Genomic DNA, 19,259 nt, shown 5'->3' with positions numbered 1-19,259 from the left:
CCATGACCCCCACACGCCCTGCGCCGCCCCGCGCGCGCCGCCGCCCGAACCCGCCGCGCCCTGCCGAACGCACGCTCGTCTCTCCGCTGACGCTGGCCGGGACGCGCGGGCGCCTGACCTACCGGCTCGTCCTGGTCACCGTGGTCGCCTCGGCCACCGTCGTGTTCCTGGGCCCGATGCTCCTGGCGGTCACCGGCGCCCTCAAACCGCCCGCCGAGCTCGTGCGCACCCCGCCCACCCTGCTGCCCCGGGAGTGGCGCTTCTCCACCTACACCGAGGCCTGGGGCATCCTCGACCTGGGCCACTTCATGTGGAACACGTTCGTGGTGGTGGGCGGCGCCTGGCTGTTCCAGCTCGGTGTGGCCGTCCCCGCCGCCTACTCGCTCTCCAAGCTCCGCCCCGTCCTGGGCCGTGCGCTTCTGGGCATGATGCTGGCCACCCTCATGCTGCCCGCCGCCGCGCTGCTCATCCCCACCTACCTGACCGTGGCCGACGTGCCCCTGCTCGGGTTGAACCTGCTCAACACCCCGTGGGCGATCTGGCTGCCGCTGGGCGCCAACGCCTTCAACGTCTTCGTGCTCAAGAGGTTCTTCGACCAGATCCCCGCCGACCTGCTGGAGGCGGCCCGGCTCGACGGTGCCGGACCCGTGCAGGTGATGCTGCGGATCGTGCTGCCGCTGTCGAGGCCGATCCTGGCCGTGGTCTCGATCCTGGCGGTCGTGGCCGCGTGGAAGGACTTCGTCTGGCCGCTGGTGGTGCTCCAGGACCCGCAGGTGCAGACCATCACCGTCTACCTGGCCCGGATCTCCACCGACATGCCGCTCAACACCCTCATCGCCGGAATGGTGATCTCCAGCCTGCCCGTGGTCGCCCTGTTCCTGCTCTTCCAGCGCCAGATCATCGCCGGTCTGTCCGCCGGAGCCCTCAAGGGCTGACCCGTCCCCGCCGACCCCCTCGAAAGGACGCAGCACCGTGGCCCACACCCTCCACCTGCCCGCGCAGGACCCCGCCTCGTCCGCGGACCCGGCCTGGTGGCGCGGAGCCGCCATCTACCAGGTCTACCCGCGCAGCTTCGCCGACGGCGACGGCGACGGGATCGGCGACCTGGCCGGAGTCCTGCGGGAGATCGACCACCTGGCCGCGCTGGGGGTGGACGCCCTGTGGATGAGCCCCTGGTACCCCTCGCCGCTGGCCGACGGCGGGTACGACGTGAGCGACTACACCGACGTCGCGCCGGTCTACGGCGGCCTCGACCAGGCGAAGCGGCTGGTGGAGGCCGCGCACGCGCGCGGCATCCGGGTGATCATCGACATCGTGCCCAACCACTGCTCCAGCGAGCACGCGTGGTTCCGCGCGGCGCTGGCCGCGGGGCCGGGGACGCCCGAGCGGGAGATGTTCTGGTTCCGGCCCGGCCGGGGCGCGGACGGCTCCCTGCCGCCCAACAACTGGCGCTCCCGGTTCGGCGGACCGGCCTGGACCCGGGTGACCGAGGCGGACGGCGAGCCGGGGGAGTGGTACCTGCACCTGTACTCGGCCGAGCAGCCCGACCTGAACTGGGAGCACCCCCGGGTGCGCGCGGAGTTCGACGACGTGCTGCGGTTCTGGTTCGACCGGGGCGTGGACGGGTTCCGCGTGGACGTGGCCGACGGGCTGGTCAAGGATCCGGACCTGCCCGACGCGCGCGAGCCCGAGGAGGGTGGGGCGCCCGACGAGCGGGCCTTCTCCGACCGCGACGGGGTGCACGAGATCTACCGCCGCTGGCGCGCGATCGCCGAGTCCTACGGCCCCGACCGGGTGTTCGTGGGGGAGATGTGGCTGCCCGACCCCGAGCGGTTCGCCCGCTACCTGCGCCCGGACGAGCTGCACAGCGCCTTCAACTTCGACTTCCTGAGCTGCCCGTGGGAGCCCGCGGCGCTGCGCGGGGTCATCGACCGCACCCTGGCCGCGCACGCCCCGGTGGGAGCCCCTGCCACGTGGGTGCTGTCCAACCACGACGTCACCCGGCACGTCACGCGCTACGGCAGGGCCGACACCGGGTTCTCCTTCGCCGACCGCCAGTACGGGGCGCCCAGCGACCCGGAGCTGGGCACCCGGCGTGCGCGGGCGGCGGCGCTGCTGGCCATGGCGCTGCCGGGCGGGGTGTACGTGTACCAGGGCGAGGAGCTGGGCCTGGGCGAGGTGGACGTGCCCGAGGAGTGGATCGACGACCCGGTGTTCGCCCGGTCGGGCGGCGCGGACCGGGGCCGGGACGGGTGCCGGGTACCGCTGCCGTGGTCCGGGGAGCGGGCGCCGTTCGGGTTCGGCCCCGAGGACGGCGCGCGGCCCTGGCTGCCCCAGCCCGACGGGTGGGCCGCGCACACCGCCCGGGCCCAGGCGGCGGACCCCGCCAGCATGCTCAACCTGTACCGCCGGGCGCTGACCGTGCGCCGGGCCGAGCCCGCCCTGGGCTCGCCTCCTGCCGGGGGCGGTTCCGGGATGCGGTGGCTGGAGTCGGGGCCGGAGGTGCTGGCGTTCGTGCGGAAGCCGGACGTGGCGTGTGTGGTCAACCTGGGATCGGAGGCCGCGGAGCTGCCCGCCCACGTGGAGGTGCTGGTGGCCAGCGGGCCACTGGAGGGCGACCGGCTGCCCCCGGACACCGCCGTGTGGCTGCGCCTTCTCGTGCGCTGACCCGTTCTCTCCGTCGTGATCTTGTACTTGTAGCGGGGTTGGGCGGCCGAGACACGCTACAAGTACAAGATCATCGCAGTTCAGGGCCACTTGCGCCACGCCAGCAACGTCTTCGGTCGGCCCATGAGCGTGCCGCCTGCCGCCCCGGGGTGTCGACCACCCCCTGACCGCGGTCGGTTCCGCTGGACGGGCACCCCGGGGCCGCTGCCGCCCGAGGCCGCGACGGAGGCGGACACGGTTCCGTTCCCGTGCGCTGGCGCAGCCGCCTGGAGGAACCTCCAGGCTCGCGGTGTGATCTGGGCGAAACGCCTGCCCGGAAGCGCTGCCCGGGGCGACGATCGAGTACGGTCGTAGTCACAACAGGGATGAAAACCGACATTCACCCTGCTTGTACACACGTACAGATCGTCAGCTGGCTGTCGACACCGCGCGAGAGAGACCCCGCAACGGGGCGCCGACGGGGCAATACTCCCCAGTAACCTCTCAGGCACCATGGACCGCGTGGAGGAGGCCGCTCTGAAGCCTGGGCACCGCCGTGCCCGGTGACAGAGGGGGAGACCGTGAGGAACACCGCCGACCCGACTCGGCCCTGTCACCAGGAGGTCTCCGTGCCAGACCAGCCCGTGCACACCCCGGGCGCGCCCGCCCGGGTGTTCGCCGACCGCCACATCGGCCCCACGCCCGCCGAGGTCCAGGAGATGCTCAAGGCGGTCGGCTACGGCTCCACCGCCGAACTCATGGCCGACGCCGTGCCCGAGTCCATCCTCACCGGCCCCGGACGCAGCGCGCCGCTGGACCTGCCCCCGGCGCTGGGCGAGGCCGAGGCCCTGGCCGAACTGCGCGACCTGGCCGCCCGCAACCAGGTGCGCACCTCGCTGATCGGCCAGGGGTACTACGGCACCCTCACCCCGCCGGTCATCCTGCGCAACATCATGGAGAACCCCGCCTGGTACACGGCCTACACGCCCTACCAGCCCGAGATCTCCCAGGGCCGCCTGGAGGCCCTGCTCAACTTCCAGACCATGGTCTCCGACCTGACCGGCCTGCCCGTCTCGGGCTCCTCCCTGCTCGACGAGGCCACCGCCGCCGCCGAGGCCATGACCCTGACCCGCCGGGCCTCCAAGAGCAAGGCCGACGTCTTCGTCGTCGACGCCGACGTCTTCCCCCAGACCCTGCACGTGCTGCGCACCCGCGCCGAACCCCTCGGCATCGAGGTCGTGGTCGCCGACCTGGCCCAGGGCCTGCCCGAGGGCGACGCCTTCGGCGTCCTGGTGCAGTACCCCGCCTCCAGCGGCGCCGTGCGCGACCCGGGCCAGGTCATCGCCCAGGCCCACGAACGAGGCGCCCTCGCGGTGGTGGCCGCCGACATCCTCGCCCTGACCCTGCTGCGCAGCCCCGGCGACCTGGGCGCCGACATCGCCGTCGGCTCCACCCAGCGCTTCGGCGTCCCACTCGGCTTCGGCGGCCCGCACGCCGGTTACATGGCCGTGGGCGAGAAGCTGCGCCGCCAGCTTCCCGGCCGCCTGGTCGGCGTCTCGGTGGACAACGCGGGCAAGCCCGCCTACCGCCTGGCGCTCCAGACCCGCGAGCAGCACATCCGCCGCGAGAAGGCCACCAGCAACATCTGCACCGCGCAGGTCCTGCTCGCCGTCATGGCCGGGATGTACGCCGTCTACCACGGCCCCGACGGCCTGCGCGCGATCGCCCGCCAGGTGCACACCCGCACCGCGGCCCTGGCCGACGCCCTCGCCGAGCGCGGCTTCGAGGTCCTGCACCACTCCTACTTCGACACCCTGCGCGTGCGCGTGCCCAGCGCCGCCCGCGTCGTGGAGTCCGCGCTGGAGGCCGGGTACAACCTGCTCACCGCCGACGAGTACACGGTCGGCGTGAGCGTGGACGAGACCACCACCGAGGTCGACCTGGAGAAGGTGCTGGCCGCCTTCGGCGAGGCCGAGCGCGGCTCCTCGCGCGTGCGCCTGAGCGTGGACGAGGACGCCGACCGCCTGCCCGTCGAGCTGGCCCGACAGGTGGACTACCTCACCCACCCGGTGTTCGGCACCCACCGCAGCGAGACCTCGCTGCTGCGCTACATGCGCCGCCTCTCCGACCGCGACCTGGCCCTGGACCGCACGATGATCCCGCTGGGCTCGTGCACCATGAAGCTCAACGCCACCGCGGAGATGGAGCCCGTCACCTGGCCCGAGTTCGCCGGGCTGCACCCGCTGGCTCCGCTGGACCAGGCCGCCGGGAGCGTGGCCCTGATCCGCCAGCTGGAGGCCTGGCTGGCCGAGGTCACCGGTTACGACGCGGTGTCCCTCCAGCCCAACGCCGGGTCCCAGGGCGAGTTCGCCGGGCTGCTGGCCATCCGCGGCTACCACCGCTCGCGCGGCGAGGCCCACCGCGACGTGTGCCTGATCCCCAGCTCCGCGCACGGCACCAACGCCGCCAGCGCCGTGATGGCCGGTATGCGCGTGGCAGTGGTGGCCTGTGACGACAACGGCAACGTCGACCTGGAGGACCTGCGCGCCAAGACCGGCAAGCACGCCGACGACCTGGCCGCCATCATGATCACCTACCCGTCCACGCACGGCGTGTACGAGGACACCGTCACCGAGGTGTGCCGCCTGGTCCACGAGGCGGGCGGCCAGGTGTACGTGGACGGCGCCAATCTCAACGCGCTGCTGGGCTGGGCCAAACCGGGCGAGTTCGGGGCCGACGTCAGCCACCTCAACCTGCACAAGACCTTCTGCATCCCGCACGGCGGCGGCGGTCCGGGCGTGGGCCCGGTCGCGGTCCGCTCACACCTGGCCGGTTTCCTGCCCAACCACCCCGGCCAGCCCGAGGCGGGCCCGCACACGGGCGTGGGCCCGGTCTCGGCGGCCCCGTTCGGTTCGGCGGGCATCCTGCCCATCTCCTGGGCCTACGTGCGCATGATGGGCGAGGAGGGGCTGCGCTCGGCCACCGAGGTCGCGGTGCTGTCGGCGAACTACCTGGCCAGGCGGCTGGAGCCGTACTTCCCGGTGCTCTACACCGGTGCGGGCGGCCTGGTGGCGCACGAGTGCGTCGTGGACATCCGCCCGCTCCAGAAGGCCAGCGGCATCAGCAACGAGGACCTCGCCAAGCGGCTCATGGACTACGGCTTCCACGCGCCGACGATGTCGTTCCCGGTCAACGGCACCCTGATGGTGGAGCCGACCGAGAGCGAGAACCTCGCCGAGCTGGACCGCTTCGTGGAGGCGATGGTCGCGATCCGCGGCGAGATCGACAAGGTGGCCTCGGGGGAGTGGGACGCGGCGGACAACCCGCTGCGCAACGCCCCGCACACCGCGGAGGCGGTGACCGCCGACGAGTGGTCGCATGGCTACACGCGCGCCGAGGCGGCCTACCCGCTGGCGTCGCTGCGCACGGACAAGTACTGGCCGCCGGTCGGCCGGATCGACCAGGCCTACGGGGACCGCAACCTGGTCTGCTCCTGCCCGCCGCCGGAGGCCTTCGAGCTGTAGGGCGGCCGAGGCCGCGGTGAGGGGCGCCGGTCCTGGGACCGGCGCCCCTTCCTTGTCCCGCGTGTAGATCTACGTCGTAAAAGTGCGGTCTGTTCTCCATGCTCACCGGGAGAGGGGAAGAACCGGGCAGCCTCCACGGCTTCGGGGCTCCGGCGCGGACCTCCGGTCCCCGGCCACCGCAGGCGTTAGAGTTGCGGCGACACGGATCGCGTTCCCACCACGCGGACCGCCACCCCGCCACCCCCATGGAAAGCGGAGACATGACCACGACGTCCGGACCCTCCGCGCGCTCTGGCCCCGCCGACCCGCCCCCGGCCACCGACCCCCGGGACACCGACGAGGCCGAGGCGCCGACCGGGCAGGGCGCCGCCGAACTGTGCGACCAGGCCCAGGACCTCGCCGGTAGCGGCCACCTCAAGCGCGCCGCCAAGCTCTACCAGCAGGCGGTGGCCGCCAATCCCCACCCGCGGGTGCAGGCCCGCGCCCTGCTCGGCCTGGCCGTGGTCGAGGACCAGCGGGGCGACCTGGCCGCCGCCCGCGAGGCCGCCCGCCGCGCCCTGGCCACCGGCGACTCGCGGTACGCCCCGCGCGCCGCCTACCACCTCGCGCTCTCCCTCGAACAGGACGGCGACCACGCCGAGGCCGACCGCGTCTGGCGCCGCCTGCTCGACCTGGGCGGGGCCGACTACACGGCCGTGGCGCACTACGGGCTGGCCCGCTCCGCCGAGGGGCGCGGCGACACCGGTGGGGCCGAGGAGCACTGGGAGGCGGCGCTGGCACTGCCGTCCGATCCCGGTTCGCTCGGTCGCCTGCACGCCACCACCGTCGTGGACGCCTCCCGCGACCTGGCCGAACGCCTGTTGGGGCGGGGGCTGCCGGGCGCCGCAGCGGCCGCGGTCGAACGCGGTCTGTCGGTCGCGGACGATCCCGGTCTGCGCCTGCTGCGCGCCGCCGCCCACCTGGAGCACGCCATCGCCGACGTCGGCGCGGTCGTGGACCCGGACGAGGCTTCCGATGACGCGGGGGAGGCGGGGGCGGGGGCCGCGCCGGGCACCTTCGCCGCCGCCGTGGAACTCCTCGCGGGGCTGCTGGCCCTGCGCGGAGACCCCGCCGCGGCCGAGCGGGTCTGGCGGCTGGGCCTGGGCGACCGGGACCCGGACACCGCGGGGGAGGTGCGTCGGCGGCTGCGCCGGGCCTTCGCCGGGCCTGGGGAGGAAGGGGACGGCGGGGCAGGGGAGCCGTGGTGGGACCCCTACCTGGAGGAGGCGGCGGCGACCGCGAGCGCTCCCGCGCTGGCGGGGGAGCTGTTCGCCGTGGTCACCCAGATGCACGCCCTGTTGGCGCTGCCGGTGGCGGAGGGGGAGGCGCGCCCGGCCGCGCTGCGGTCGGCCATGGAGCAGGCGCTGCGCACACCGAGCGAGCTGGTGTGGGGGCCCGGTGTGCACGCCGACTTCCGGCGTCGGCTGAGTGAGGCGATGGGCGGCCAGGACGTGCTGCCGGAGGGGTGGCCCGACTCGGTGCGGGAGTGAGGGCCGGGGCGGGCCCCGGTTGCTCGCGCGGTCACCAGGGGCCGCCAGGGGACACGTCACCGCCCGGGGTCGTGTATCCCTCGACGGGCGGGACGCGTCGGTCTCGCGGCCGCGGTGCGTGGGTGTGGCCGGGCGTCAGGCGGCGACGCGGGGCCGGTGCGGGGCGACGACCACCCCGTCGGGGAGCAGCTCACCGGTGTCGTCGAAAAGGACGACGCCGTTGCAGAGCAGGCTCCAGCCCTGTTCGGGGTGGCTGGAGACGACCCGGGCCGCCTCACGGTCGGTGTCCTCGAAGGACGGGCAGGCAGGTTCGTGGCTGCACATGGGACAGGCCTTTCGGTCCAGAGGTGCTCGTCGTTGAGCTGACGCCAAGAGTAGTGGTTCACATCACATGCTTGTTGCGGTTTGGTCCGGATGTGTTTGCCCTGCTGCTGCCGTCCGCTCTCAGGGGGTGAGATACCCCCAGGCCAGCAATGGTTCTGTTCTGTCCGGCCCCGGCCACAAGGAACTCAGTACCCGCCGCGTGTCCGGCGTGCCGCCGGGCGGCTGCGCATCCCCGCACCGGCCAGTCCGCCGTGCTGGAAGGCCCTGACCAGCTCACCGCCGAGGTTGACCCCCGCGCCCAGAGCCAGGCCCACGGTGACCGCCTCCGCGAGGCTGAGCAGCCCGGCGGAGGGGTCGCCCTGCGTGATCTCGATCAGGCCCCGGTACAGGATGCTGCCCGGCAGCAGCGGGGCGATCGACGGGACCAGGTACGGCAGCACCGGTCTGCGCGTGCGCCGCGCCAGCCAGTGGCCCACCACGCCCACCGCGACCGCGCCCGCGACCGTGCCCACCACCGCGGGCACGAACAGCAGGTCGCGCATGCTCGCGTAGATCACCCAGATCATCACGCCGAGCACGCCGATCATCGGCAGCATCCGGGGCGGCACGGCGAGCGAGATCGCGAAGGCCACCGCGATTCCCGCCGCGCCGATCAGCACGGGGATCTCCATCGAGGTGCCCGCGGAGGGGAGGTCCTCCAGGTCGATGTTCACGCCCAGGCGCTGCGCGGTGTAGGCGACCGCGCCCACGCCGGACACGATCGCGCCCAGGATGAAGAAGGTCTCCAGCAGGCGTGCCGCCGCCGACACGTAGGTGCCGCTGATGCCGTCCTGGAGGCTGGAGACCAGCGGGCGGCCGGGCAGCAGGGCCATGATGTTGCCGGTGATGATCGCCCCGGCCTGGAGGCCGAGGTTCAGCGTGGTGCTGGCCCACAGCAGCGCCACGCCGATCGTGGCGGCCACCACCGCGGCCCCCGCCATCTGGTAGAACTCCGCGACGCCCCGCTTGGCCAGGAACACCGACGTGCGGTCGCCCATGACGGTGGCCAGGAAGGCCGCGGTCGCCACGATCAGGCCGCCGCCCACCATGAGGCTCGCGCTGGAGGCGATGAGGCCGAACCCGATCGCGATGAGCCAGTTGGGGTAGGGCATGCGGGCGCGCCTGATCTGGGTCAGCCGGGCGGTGGCGTCCTCCAGTTCGAGCAGGCCGAGCGCGCACTGCTGCACCAGGGTGTGCAGTTCGTTGACGCGGAAGTAGTCCAGGGTGCGGCGGCGCACCACCCGTTCGCCGGTGATCGGGGGGTGCTCGCCCCCGGGGTGGGTGGACAGGGTGATGGTGGTGAAGGTGACCGAGACCTCCGAGCGGGGCAGGTCGAAGGCGACCGAGAGGCTGAGCATCGCCTCGCTGACGGCCTCGGTGCCCTCTCCGCTGGCGAGCATCAGCTCGCCCACCCGCAGCACCAGGTCGATGGCTCGGGCGTCGGGGAGGTTGACGTCCTCGGTCTCGTCGAAGCCGTCCGGGGTCAGCTCCCGCTCGTGCGCCTCCCGCCAGTCCCGCATCCTGCTGAGCAGGCGGTCCTCGCTCGGGGGCACGGGGCGCTCCCGCTTGCTTGGCATCCCTGTCTCCGTCTCCTCCCCGCCTGTACCCGTGGTGACCGGCGCGCTGTGGACAACCCATGAGGGGACGCGGTCCCGGAGGGTGGGGTTCGCCCGGAACGGGGTTCGTGGCCGGTGAGTTCGATCACCGGATCATCCTTTCAAGGCCGGGGGCCCGTCGACAGCGACGCGCCGGGGTCTTCGGCGCCGTGCCCGGGGCCCGTGTGCGGGAGGTCGGGGGTCGCGCCGGATCGGGCCGCGGCCCCGGCGGGCCCGGGCCTCACGCCGCGCGCCGGGTTCGCGTGCCGGCGGGGGCGGGACCGCGAACCGGGTGGCCTGGTATGCGTGCCGCGGGCAGGGGACCGCGGACCTGGTGGCCCGGTTTCCTCGGCGCGCGGGCCGGAGGCGTCAGCCGGAGCCGCCGTCGCTTTCACCGGGCCGGACCAGCCCGTGCTCGTAGGCGTAGACCACGGCCTGGACCCGGTCGCGCAGTTCCAGCTTGGTGAGGATGTTGCCGACGTGGGACTTGACGGTCGTCTCGCCCAGCACCAGGTGGGCGGCGATCTCGGCGTTGGACCACCCGCGCGCGAGCAGGCGCAGGACCTCGTGTTCGCGGGTGGTCAGGGTGTTCCCGGCGGGTGCGGTGCCGGGGGAGGCGGAGGGCAGGAGCGGGGCGAAGCGGTCGAGCAGGCGGTTGAGCACCGTGGGGGAGATGGCCGCCGCCCCGTCCGCGACCATCTCGACGGCCGACACGAGTTCGGCGGGCGGGGCGTCCTTGAGCAGGAACCCGGAGGCGCCCGCGCGCAGCACCTCGACGGCGTACTCGTCCAGGTCGAAGGTGGTCAGTGCCAGGACCCGCACCCGGTGGCCCAGGGGCCGCGCCCACGACACGATCTGCCGGGTGGCCTCGATCCCGCCCATGCCGGGCATGCGCACGTCCATGAGGACCACGTCGGGCAGCAGGCTGCGGGTCGAGCGGACCGCCTCACGGCCGTCGGAGGCCTCCCCCACCACGGAGAGGTGCGGGGCGGACTCCAGGATCATGCGGAAACCGGCGCGGACGAGGGGCTGGTCGTCGACCAGCAGTACTGAGACGGGCACAGGGGGAATTGTGCCGTATCCCGGTGGCGGCCGGATCCGAAGCCGGGGGACGGGGCGGTCGGGGTCACCCGCGTAGGCGGTCCGCCGGTGCGGGCAGGGGCGGCGGGGTGCCGCCGAACGCCGGGCACAGCGCCTGGTGCTCGCACCAGTCGCAGAGTTTGCTCTTCTTGGGCTCCCACACCCCTGCGCGTCCGGCCGCCTCGATCCGCGCCCAGATGTCGGCGATCTCGGACTCCGCGGCCCGCAGTTCGTCCTCGGTGGGGTCGTACCAGCGCACCGCGCCGTCGCCGCCCAGGTAGACGAGCTGGAGGCGGGTGGGGACGACGCCGAGGTCGCGCCAGATCATCACCGCGTAGAAGAAGATCTGGAACCGGGCCTTGTCCTCGAAGCGGGGGGCGGGCGACTTGCCGGTCTTGTAGTCCACGATCCGGATCTGGCCGGAGGGGGTGACGTCGATGCGGTCCACGTAGCCGCGCAGCCGCAGGCCGGTGGGCAGGGACACGTCCATGCGCATCTCGCGGTCGCGGGGCTCCAGGGCGGTGGGGTTCTCCAGGTCGAAGTAGCGGCGGACCAGGTCGCGGGCGGACTCCAGCCAGGTGTCGCGCTCGGCGTCGTCGGCGAACAGCTCGTCCAGCTCGGGCTTCTTCTCGCGCAGCTTCTTCCACTGGGGGTCGACGAGGCCGACGGCGTTGCGCGGGTTGCGCGACTCGGCGGGCAGCTCGTACAGGCGCTCCAGGCAGGCGTGGACGAGGGTGCCGCGCAGGGCCGCCGCGCTGGGCGCCTCGGGCAGGCGGTCGATGGTGCGGAAGCGGAACAGCAGCGGGCACTGGAGGAAGTCGGAGGCCCGGGAGGGGGAGAGGGCGGACGGAAGGAGCGCGGTGGTCATGGTTTGAGCCTATGAGAAGGTCGCGACAGGGTGCGAGGTGAGGAAGGCGGCCTGTGGAAAGCGGTCCGTGGAGAAGCGGGTGCGGGCGGCGGACCCGAATCCGGGCAGCACGGTGCCGACCGGCCCTGTGGGCCCCCTGTATCCAGGAAACACCGGCGTCCCGGCGGCGCGCCACGGGCGGAGCGGGCCTGTGGACAACCGGGCGGTCCGGAGCGGCGGGGCCGGGTCGTGGGCGCCGTCCGGCCACGGCGGGCGAGCCGTAGTCTGGGGGTGTGACGACCGGTAGTGACCCATCCGCGCCCAAGCCCCGCGACCGTTCCGCCAGACCGGGGTTACTGATCGGCCGCCCCTTCGGCATCCCCGTGTACGTGACCTCCTCCTGGCTGATCGTCGCGGCGCTGATCACCCTGGTCTACGGCGGTGTCGTCCAGGGCCGCCTGGCGCTGGGGCCCACCGCCTACCTGCTGGCCTTCGTCTTCGCCGTCCTGCTCTACGCCTCCGTGCTGGTGCACGAGCTGGCGCACGCGGTGGTCGCGCGCATGTACGGCCTGCCGGTCCGGCGCATCGTGCTGTACGTGCTGGGCGGGGTCTCCGAGATCGAGCGCGAGGCGCCCACACCGGGCCGGGAGTTCTGGATCGCGTTCGCCGGGCCGCTGTTCTCCCTGCTGCTGGCGGCGGGCGGGTTCGGCCTGTACCTGTTCACCGAGCCGCGCACCGTGGTGGGTGAGCTGCTGTTCCAGCTGTGGATCGCCAACCTTCTGGTGGGCGCGTTCAACCTGCTGCCGGGTCTTCCGCTGGACGGTGGGCGGCTGCTGCGCGCCGGGGTGTGGAAGGTGACGGGCAGGCCCTTCGCGGGGAGTGTGGCCGCCGCCTGGGGCGGCCGGGTGCTGGCCCTGCTGGTGGTGGCGCTGCCGTTCCTGATCACGTGGTGGGCGGGCGGACGGCTCAGCCCGTGGAGCGTGGTGTGGGGCTTCGTCCTGGGCGGTTTCATGTGGATGGGCGCCTCCGACGCGCTGCGCGCCGCCCGGGTGCGCGAGCGCATCCCGCGTCTGCGTGCCCGCGATCTGGCCCGGTCCTCGGTGACGGTGCTGGCCGACACGCCGCTGGCCGAGGCCGAGCGCCGGGCCCGGGAGGCGGAGGCGGTGGAGGTCGTGGTGACCGACGCCCGGGGCGCTCCCTCGGCGGTGGTGCACCCGGCGGCGGCCGGGGCGATCGAGCCGGAGCGCCGTGCGTGGGTGCCGGTGTCGAGCGTGTCCCGGGCGGTGACCGAGCATTCTCTGGTGCCGGTGGGGCTGGAGGGTGAGGAGTTGCTGCGGGCGCTGACGGGTCATCCACTGCCGGAGTATGTGGTGGTGGATGAGGGCGGTGGGGTGCGCGGGGTGCTCAGGGCCGCGGACGTCAACGCGGTGGTCTCGGGCGGACGCTGAACCGGCTGAGGCCGACGGTGCCGGTGGGGCCGCTCTCTCCTTCGCGGTGGGGGCGCGCCGCACGGGTGGCGGACGCCGGACCGGGAACGCTGGGCGGTGTGCGCGGGTGCCAACCTTCTCCTTCGCGGCACGGTTGGAAGGTGTGCGGCGTGGGTGGCGGGTGCCGCCGGGGTCAGCGGCGGGCGCCCTCGGGCCACAGCACCGAGACCGGGCGAAAGAGCGAGCGCGCGTAGGCCACCACGTCGGCGGTGCCGCCGGGGCCGCGCGCGGGCTGGCCGTCCCAGACGGCCACCAGCTGGTCGCAGCGCCGTACGAGCAGCCTTCCGGCCTCCAGGTGGGCCTCGGGCGTGGACTCGGTGTAGGGCAGTGTGTGCACGAGGACGGCCTGTCGCAGGAGGCGGTCGTAGACGGGGTGGTGTTCCTCGGGCAGCGCCTCGCGGTAGCCGGATGCGGGAATGACCGCCTCCAGCGGGGCTCCGGCCGCGACGACGGCCTCGGCGAAGACGGCGTCGGCGCCGTCGGCCAGGCAGGACAGGCCCACCATCTCGCAGCCGTAGGGTTCCAGGTGGGCGGTGAGCAGCGCGGTGACGGTGCGTCGCACGTCGGGGGCCAGGTCGCGGTGACCGGTGACTCCGATGTGGATCACGAAACCTCCCTGATGATCGCTTCGCGGCTTTTCTACCCTCAAGCGGTGATGCCGCTCACCAGGGACAGAAGCCGGTCGTCCAGGTCGGCCACGCAGCGCGCCCGCGTTCCCGAGTGCTGGCGGCGAAAGGCCCGGACCCGGCCGATGACCCGCTCGGACTCGTAGCGGACGCCCGTGGTCAGTGCCTCGTGGACCAGGCGGAAGGCCTCGTCCACGTCCCCCGCCTCGGCGTGCGCCGAGGCCAGTTCCACCTGGAGGACCGCGGACTGCTTGGGGTTGGCGCTGTTGGGCGCGAACGCCTCGGCGAAGGCCCGGCGGGCGTCGTTCGGCTGGCGCAGCCGCACGCCCACCCGGGCGCGGTAGCCGGCGACCTTGGCCTCGTCGAAGGCGAACACCCACGGCCAGGGCGGGTCGGTGTTGGCGGAGCGGGCCACCTCCCGCTCCGCCTGGCCCAGGGCGCGCGCGGCGGCCGCGCCGTCCCCGTTCCCGGCGTGCGCGAGCGCACCCACGCAGGCGAGCCAGGCGCGCGCGGTGGGGTGGGCGGCGGGGCCCAGGACGTGTTCGGCCTCCTGGACCAGCCCCAGGCCCAGGTGGTGGTCCTCGGCGGTGTCGGTCTCGAAGGCCGCCAGGGAGCCCAGCATGTACACGTCGAGCAGGCGCATGTCCGCCTGGCGAGCGCGCATGACCGCGGTGCGGTAGTGCGCCCTGGCCGATCCCATGTCGCCCCGGTCCGCGTGCAGCCAGGCGGCGAAGCCGGAGGCCTCGCTGGCCGCGGCGCTCAGCTCGCCGTGGAACGGTGTCCCGTGCGAGTGCCCACGCATCTGCTCGGCCAGATGCACGTGCGCCACAGCGCTGGGCAGCAGGTGGCGGGAGGGGGAGGTGGCGTCCATGCGGCGCTGGCCGCCGGTGATGGCGCGCAGCGAGGGCGCGGTCGTCTCGTTGACGGTGCCGGGGCACGGGCCTGGCGCCACCGGGGCCGGAGCCGCACTGGTGGCGCCCGTGGCGCCCGTGGCGCCTGTGGTGACGGTGGTGGCGGTGAGTAGGGCTCCCGCGGCCACCGCGCGTCCGAAGTCGCGGCGCCTCGTGGTGTCCACCCCCTTCTCGGCGGGACGGGCCTGGGGTGCGGCGCCGCCGAAGCGCAGCAGGTGCAGCGGGATGCCCAGGCGTCGGGCGAGGTCGTGTACCTGGCTGATGGTCAGCGACTGCTGGCCGTTGACCACGCGCGAGACCCAGCTCTGGGAGTAGTCGATCGCGCGGGCGAGGTCACCCTGGGACCAGCCGTGCGCCGCGCGCACGCCCTCGATGACCGTCGCCATGTCACAGGTGGCCAGGGCACCCGCCATGCGGGGACGTGTCCACAGGTCCGGTGGAAGAACGCCGTCTGGTTGGGGCATGAGCTTAGGTTAGGGACTCGGGGCGCAGCCGGTGGCTATGTGTAAGAAAGAAGTCCGTATGCGTGATCCGCATAGGACCGGCCGTTTCGCCTCCGGATACGGCAGAGTGCAAGAGTCGTTGGTCCCAGAGGTGTCTGGGAAGGGAGGGGAGTCCCGTTGACCGTTGAGACCCCGCCGACGGGGAGTCCGAGCCTGAGGCGTGACCCGGGCACGGCCGAGCCGGTGAACCGCGTGGAGCTGACGGAGCTCGCCCTGCGCGGGCTGGCCGCCGAGCTGCGCTCACGCGGGGTGGAGGTCCGTGAGGACGGGTTGTGCGGGGCGGTGGACGCCGGTCCCAGCACCCGGCCCCAGCGCGCCCTGCTGCGGCCCCACCGCGGGGGCCTGTGGTGGTGGATGCGCTGGCCGCTCCAGGACGGGCTGCCCACGGCACTGGCGGGCGTGCCCATCTCACCGGTCGCGCACACCGCCGCCGCCGCGCGGCGGATCGTGGTCGCCCTGTCCATGTCCGTCAGCGAGGGCTGAGCACGAGCGGTCCGCCGCGCGGAACGCCCCCGGCGTGATGCCGTAGGAGCGGCCGAACCACCGCGTCAGGTGGCTCTGGTCGGCGAAACCCGACCGCGCGGAGGCCTCCGACAGCGGTGCCCCCGCCGCGATCAGGTCCCGGGCCCGCCGCAGCCGCAGCTGCCGCTGGTACTCGCTGGGCGCCATCCCCCGCACCGCGCGAAAGGCCCGGTAGACCGCGAACCGGCTCCGTCCCGCCGCCGCGGCCAGCTCCCCGGCTCCCACGTCCTCGGTGAACCGCTCGCGCAGCACCGCCTCCACCCGGGCCGCCACACGCGCCGCGTCCGGGTCCGACACCCGCGCCACCGCCGGCCGCCCGACCGCTCCGCGGTCCGTCATCGCCACCACCGCGCCGCGCAGGGCCTCGTCCACGGCCAAGCGGGGGCTTCCCCGCCACAGCGCCGAGTGCAGCCCCAGCAGCGCCCGGGCCAGCCGGGGGTCCCCCACCACCGGGTCGGCGAACAGCGGCAGCCCGGTCCGGCACTCGGCGGCGTCGGCGAGTACCTCCCGCACCAGTTCCGGCCCGATGTGCACGATCCGGTAGGTGAACCCCGGCTCGGCCCCGGCGTGCCCGTCGTGCGGGTCGTCCGGGTTGAACGCCAGCACCATCCCGGACACGCTCGCGTGCGCGCCGCCCCGGCAGTTGAACGCCTGCACGCCCGACTCCGTCACCCCGAACGAGTACGCGTCGTGGCTGTGCCGGTGGTAGGCGTGCCGCTCGAAGTGCGCGTGCATCGCCTCCAGCGGTCGCTCGGGCGAACGCCAGTACCTGGCCCAGTCCCCTCTCACGCCTCCATTGTCGGACGCCCGCGGCTCCCGGCGGTACCCGCGCGCACCGGCGTCCGGTCGACCGCCCGGAGAGGCCACGACGCCAGAACCGGCGGTACCCGTGCGCACCAGCGTCCAAGACGGCGGGGCCGCGTCCGCGCCATCCTCACACCCATGCGTTTCGACACCAAGATCGCCGTGGCCGTTCGCGAGGACCTGGCCCCCTGGCAGAAGCTCAACGTGACGGCCTTCCTCAGCAGCGGCGTCGCGCACGCGCGCCCCGACTCCGTCGGCAAGCCCTACGAGGACGCCTCGGGCAACACCTACCTCGCGATGTTCCGCGAACCCGTGCTGGTCTACGGGGCGGACGCGCGCACCCTGGCCCGCACACTGGAGCGCGCCCGCTCCCGGGGCCTGGCCACCGCGCTGTACACCGAGCAGCTGTTCGCCACCGGCAACGACGACGACAACCGGGCCGCCGTGCGCGGGGTGGCCGCCGCGGACCTGGACCTGGTGGGTGTGGCCGTGTACGGGCCCAGAGCGGACGTGGACAAGGTGGTCAGGGGGCTGCGGCCGCACCCCTAGGAGCGCTCGCCCGGGTCGCCTCAGACAGCCTCGGGCCCGGTCTCCTCGGACTCGGCGGCGGCCAGGGCGGCGCCGACGATCCCGGCCGTGTTGAGCAGCGAGGCGGCCACGACGGGCGTGCGGATGTCCAGCAGCGGCAGGAACTTGTCCGCCTTGCGGCTGACCCCGCCGCCGACCACGATCAGGTCCGGCCACAGCAGGTCCTCCACGACGCGGTAGTAGCGGTGCAGCCGCTCGGTCGCCCACTCGCGGTAGGACAGCTCCTCGCGCTCCTTGGCACCCGAGGAGGCCCGCGTCTCGGCGTCGTGGCCGTCGATCTCCAGGTGTCCGAACTCGGTGTTGGGCACCAGGCGCCCGTCCACCACCAGGGCGGTGCCGATCCCCGTGCCCAGGGTGGTCAGCAGCACCACCCCCGGCACGCCCTTGGCGGCGCCGTAGCGGGTCTCCGCCACGGCGGCGGCGTCGGCGTCGTTGAGCACGCGCACCGGTCGGCCGGTGGCCTCGGCGAACAGCGCCCGCGCGTCGGTGTCGATCCAGCTCTTGTCCAGGTTGGCCGCGGTGCGCACCACGCCCCCCTGCACCACGCCCGGGAAGGTCACGCCCAGGGGCATCCCCGCGGCCTCGGGGAAGTGCTCGGCGATCCCGTGCACGATCTCGACCACCGCCTCGGGGTCGGAGCGGTCGGGGGTGAGGACCTTCGTCCGCTCCTTGAGGAACTCGCCTGTGGTCAGGTCGACCGGCGCGCCCTTGATCCCGCTGCCGCCGATGTCGATTCCCAGCCCCGTGGTCAGCTGTGACATGGGTTGTCTTCTCCCGTGGTCCTCGTGGATGGTCGGGCGCGGTCAGGGGCCCGTCAGGCTGAATACTGCCCTGGGGGCGGGATTTTCGCACGTGCGGGCGCACCGCGCCCGTTCGCCGCGGTACCGGGGGGCCGATACCCTGGGCGATCGCCCTGCCAACCAATAGCGACGTGGGAAGACGAGAGCGACGTTGACCGGTATCCATGGCCGCCGCGGCCCCTTCACCGACGGCGACACCGTGCAGTTGACCGACCCCAAGGGTCGCATGCACACCATCACTCTGCGAGAGGGCGCCGCCTTCCACTCCCACAAGGGCAAGGTCGACCACGACGACCTCATCGGACAGCCCGAGGGCAGTGTGGTGCGCTCCAACACCGGCACGGCCTACGTGGCGCTGCGCCCCCTGCTGATCGACTACACCCTGTCGATGAAGCGGGGCGCCACCATCGTCTACCCCAAGGACGCCGCCCAGGTGCTCGTGGAGGCTGACATCTTCCCCGGCGCGCGCGTGGTGGAGGCCGGGGCGGGCTCGGGGGCCATGTCCAACTGGCTGCTGCGCGCGGTCGGTGAGGGCGGCATGGTGCACTCCTACGAGCGCCGCGCCGACTTCGCCGAGATCGCCCGCAAGAACGTGGAGAGGTTCCACGGCGGCCCGCACCCGGCCTGGAAGCTCACCGTCGGCGACCTGGTGGAGGAGCTGGACGAGACCGACGTCGACCGCGTCTTCCTGGACATGCTCGCGCCCTGGGAGTGCCTGGACGCGGTCGCCGGCGCCCTCATCCCGGGTGGTCTGGTGTGCTGCTACGTCGCCACCACCACCCAGCTGTCGCGCGTGGTGGAGCAGCTGCGCGAGGACCCGCGCTTCTACGAGCCGCGCTCGTGGGAGACCATGCTGCGCACCTGGCACGTGGAGGGCCTGGCTGTTCGTCCGGACCACCGCATGATCGGGCACACCGGCTTCCTGGTGGTCGCGCGCCGCCTGGCCGACGGGGCCGAGGCCCCCGAGCGCCGCCGCCGTCCGGCCAAGGGCGCCTACGGCAAGGACTTCACCGCCGCGCGCGAGCAGGACCGGCGCGCGGCCGAAGCGCAGGGCACCCCGGCCGAGGAGGTCAGGGCGCTGGCCACCGACGCGGCGGTCCCCGAGGCGCCCCGCGGTGACGGGGACACCGGCGGGGCGGTCGACGCCTCCGGCCCGCAGGCTCCGGGGGACGACGCCCGCGACTGATTCACGGACCCTCGCCCGAGCCCGCCCGCACACGCCGCACGCCGCCCCTGATCTCCTCACCGTGCGTCTTCGGCGCGGTCCCCACGGGGACCCGTCCGGGCGGGCTTCGGCGTGTCCGGGGAGGGCCCGCTGACGTGGGTGGGGAGGGATCGCCAGGAGGGGCGGATTCCTTGCCCGCGCCCGGACCCAGAGGTTACGTTCTCATTACGTCGGGTCATCCGGTAGCACTCTGACCTGTGATGACGCAA

At 73.6% G+C, this 19,259-nt stretch carries 16 protein-coding genes and 1 riboswitch; of the genes, 8 read left to right on the top strand and 8 right to left on the bottom strand.

Annotated features, from left to right (window positions below):
- Positions 1–2: 2 nt before the first annotated feature.
- From FYW99_RS25575 to FYW99_RS25560, 4 genes are all read left to right on the top strand, one after another.
- Positions 3–935 (top strand): carbohydrate ABC transporter permease, encoded by a 933-nt coding sequence (locus tag FYW99_RS25575; RefSeq protein WP_150254586.1) that lies wholly within the window; start codon positions 3–5, stop codon positions 933–935.
- A gap of 37 nt (positions 936–972) precedes the next feature.
- Positions 973–2,667, top strand: a complete 1,695-nt coding sequence (locus FYW99_RS25570; protein ID WP_150254585.1) for a glycoside hydrolase family 13 protein — start codon at positions 973–975, stop codon at positions 2,665–2,667.
- Between the two features lie 420 nt (positions 2,668–3,087).
- Positions 3,088–3,177, top strand: a riboswitch (glycine riboswitch).
- 98 nt (positions 3,178–3,275) lie between these two features.
- Positions 3,276–6,170 carry an aminomethyl-transferring glycine dehydrogenase gene (gcvP, locus tag FYW99_RS25565; RefSeq protein WP_150254584.1) on the top strand — a complete coding sequence of 965 codons (2,895 nt, stop codon included), beginning with the start codon at positions 3,276–3,278 and terminating at the stop codon, positions 6,168–6,170.
- A 260-nt stretch (positions 6,171–6,430) separates the two neighbouring features.
- Entirely contained in the window at positions 6,431–7,699 is a 1,269-nt protein-coding gene (locus FYW99_RS25560; RefSeq protein ID WP_150254583.1) for a tetratricopeptide repeat protein, read from the top strand.
- A 135-nt stretch (positions 7,700–7,834) separates the two neighbouring features.
- On the opposite strand, the gene FYW99_RS25555 is transcribed toward FYW99_RS25560, so the two are convergent.
- The 4 genes from FYW99_RS25555 to FYW99_RS25540 all read right to left on the bottom strand — a co-directional run bounded on the left by FYW99_RS25555 (position 7,835) and on the right by FYW99_RS25540 (position 11,605).
- Entirely contained in the window at positions 7,835–8,023 is a 189-nt protein-coding gene (locus FYW99_RS25555) for a DUF5999 family protein (protein ID WP_017564807.1), read from the bottom strand.
- 185 nt (positions 8,024–8,208) lie between these two features.
- Complete coding sequence (locus tag FYW99_RS25550; protein ID WP_223839567.1) at positions 8,209–9,639, bottom strand: threonine/serine exporter family protein; 1,431 nt, start codon at positions 9,637–9,639, stop codon at positions 8,209–8,211.
- A 387-nt stretch (positions 9,640–10,026) separates the two neighbouring features.
- Complete coding sequence (locus tag FYW99_RS25545) at positions 10,027–10,719, bottom strand: response regulator (RefSeq protein WP_150254582.1); 693 nt, start codon at positions 10,717–10,719, stop codon at positions 10,027–10,029.
- Positions 10,720–10,783: 64 nt separating this feature from the next.
- A complete protein-coding gene (locus FYW99_RS25540) occupies positions 10,784–11,605 on the bottom strand; it encodes a RecB family exonuclease (RefSeq protein WP_150254581.1) in 822 nt (273 codons plus the stop codon).
- Positions 11,606–11,967: 362 nt separating this feature from the next.
- Here FYW99_RS25540 and FYW99_RS25535 point away from each other — a divergent pair, with 362 nt between their 5' ends.
- A complete protein-coding gene (locus FYW99_RS25535; protein WP_150254624.1) occupies positions 11,968–13,032 on the top strand; it encodes a site-2 protease family protein in 1,065 nt (354 codons plus the stop codon).
- 172 nt (positions 13,033–13,204) lie between these two features.
- Here the strand turns inward: FYW99_RS25535 and FYW99_RS25530 are convergent, their stop codons facing one another.
- Positions 13,205–13,678 carry a hypothetical protein gene (locus tag FYW99_RS25530; protein WP_150254580.1) on the bottom strand — a complete coding sequence of 158 codons (474 nt, stop codon included), beginning with the start codon at positions 13,676–13,678 and terminating at the stop codon, positions 13,205–13,207.
- A gap of 38 nt (positions 13,679–13,716) precedes the next feature.
- A complete protein-coding gene (locus tag FYW99_RS25525) occupies positions 13,717–15,021 on the bottom strand; it encodes a helix-turn-helix domain-containing protein (RefSeq protein WP_150254623.1) in 1,305 nt (434 codons plus the stop codon).
- A 207-nt stretch (positions 15,022–15,228) separates the two neighbouring features.
- On the opposite strand from FYW99_RS25525, the gene FYW99_RS25520 reads away from it, so the two are divergent.
- The gene (locus FYW99_RS25520; protein ID WP_150254579.1) at positions 15,229–15,594 is read left to right on the top strand and encodes a hypothetical protein; all 366 of its coding nucleotides are present in this window, start codon (positions 15,229–15,231) and stop codon (positions 15,592–15,594) included.
- Here the strand turns inward: FYW99_RS25520 and FYW99_RS25515 are convergent.
- Complete coding sequence (locus FYW99_RS25515) at positions 15,520–16,422, bottom strand: AraC family transcriptional regulator (protein WP_223839565.1); 903 nt, start codon at positions 16,420–16,422, stop codon at positions 15,520–15,522. The genes FYW99_RS25520 and FYW99_RS25515 overlap by 75 nt on opposite strands.
- 153 nt (positions 16,423–16,575) lie before the next feature.
- Here FYW99_RS25515 and FYW99_RS25510 point away from each other — a divergent pair, with 153 nt between their 5' ends.
- The gene (locus tag FYW99_RS25510) at positions 16,576–16,986 is read left to right on the top strand and encodes a DUF2000 domain-containing protein (RefSeq protein WP_150254578.1); all 411 of its coding nucleotides are present in this window, start codon (positions 16,576–16,578) and stop codon (positions 16,984–16,986) included.
- Positions 16,987–17,006: 20 nt separating this feature from the next.
- Here FYW99_RS25510 and ppgK read toward each other — a convergent pair whose 3' ends face one another.
- Positions 17,007–17,786: a polyphosphate--glucose phosphotransferase gene (gene ppgK / locus FYW99_RS25505; protein ID WP_150254577.1), complete on the bottom strand. Its 780-nt coding sequence runs from the start codon at positions 17,784–17,786 to the stop codon at positions 17,007–17,009.
- 190 nt (positions 17,787–17,976) lie between these two features.
- On the opposite strand from ppgK, the gene FYW99_RS25500 reads away from it, so the two are divergent.
- Positions 17,977–19,011, top strand: a complete 1,035-nt coding sequence (locus tag FYW99_RS25500) for a tRNA (adenine-N1)-methyltransferase (protein WP_150254576.1) — start codon at positions 17,977–17,979, stop codon at positions 19,009–19,011.
- The last annotated feature ends 248 nt before the right edge of the window (positions 19,012–19,259 follow it).

It is taken from the genome of Nocardiopsis deserti (assembly GCF_008638355.1).
Lineage (GTDB): Bacteria > Actinomycetota > Actinomycetes > Streptosporangiales > Streptosporangiaceae > Nocardiopsis > Nocardiopsis alborubida.
This window is presented reverse-complemented; position numbering and strand designations above follow the sequence as displayed.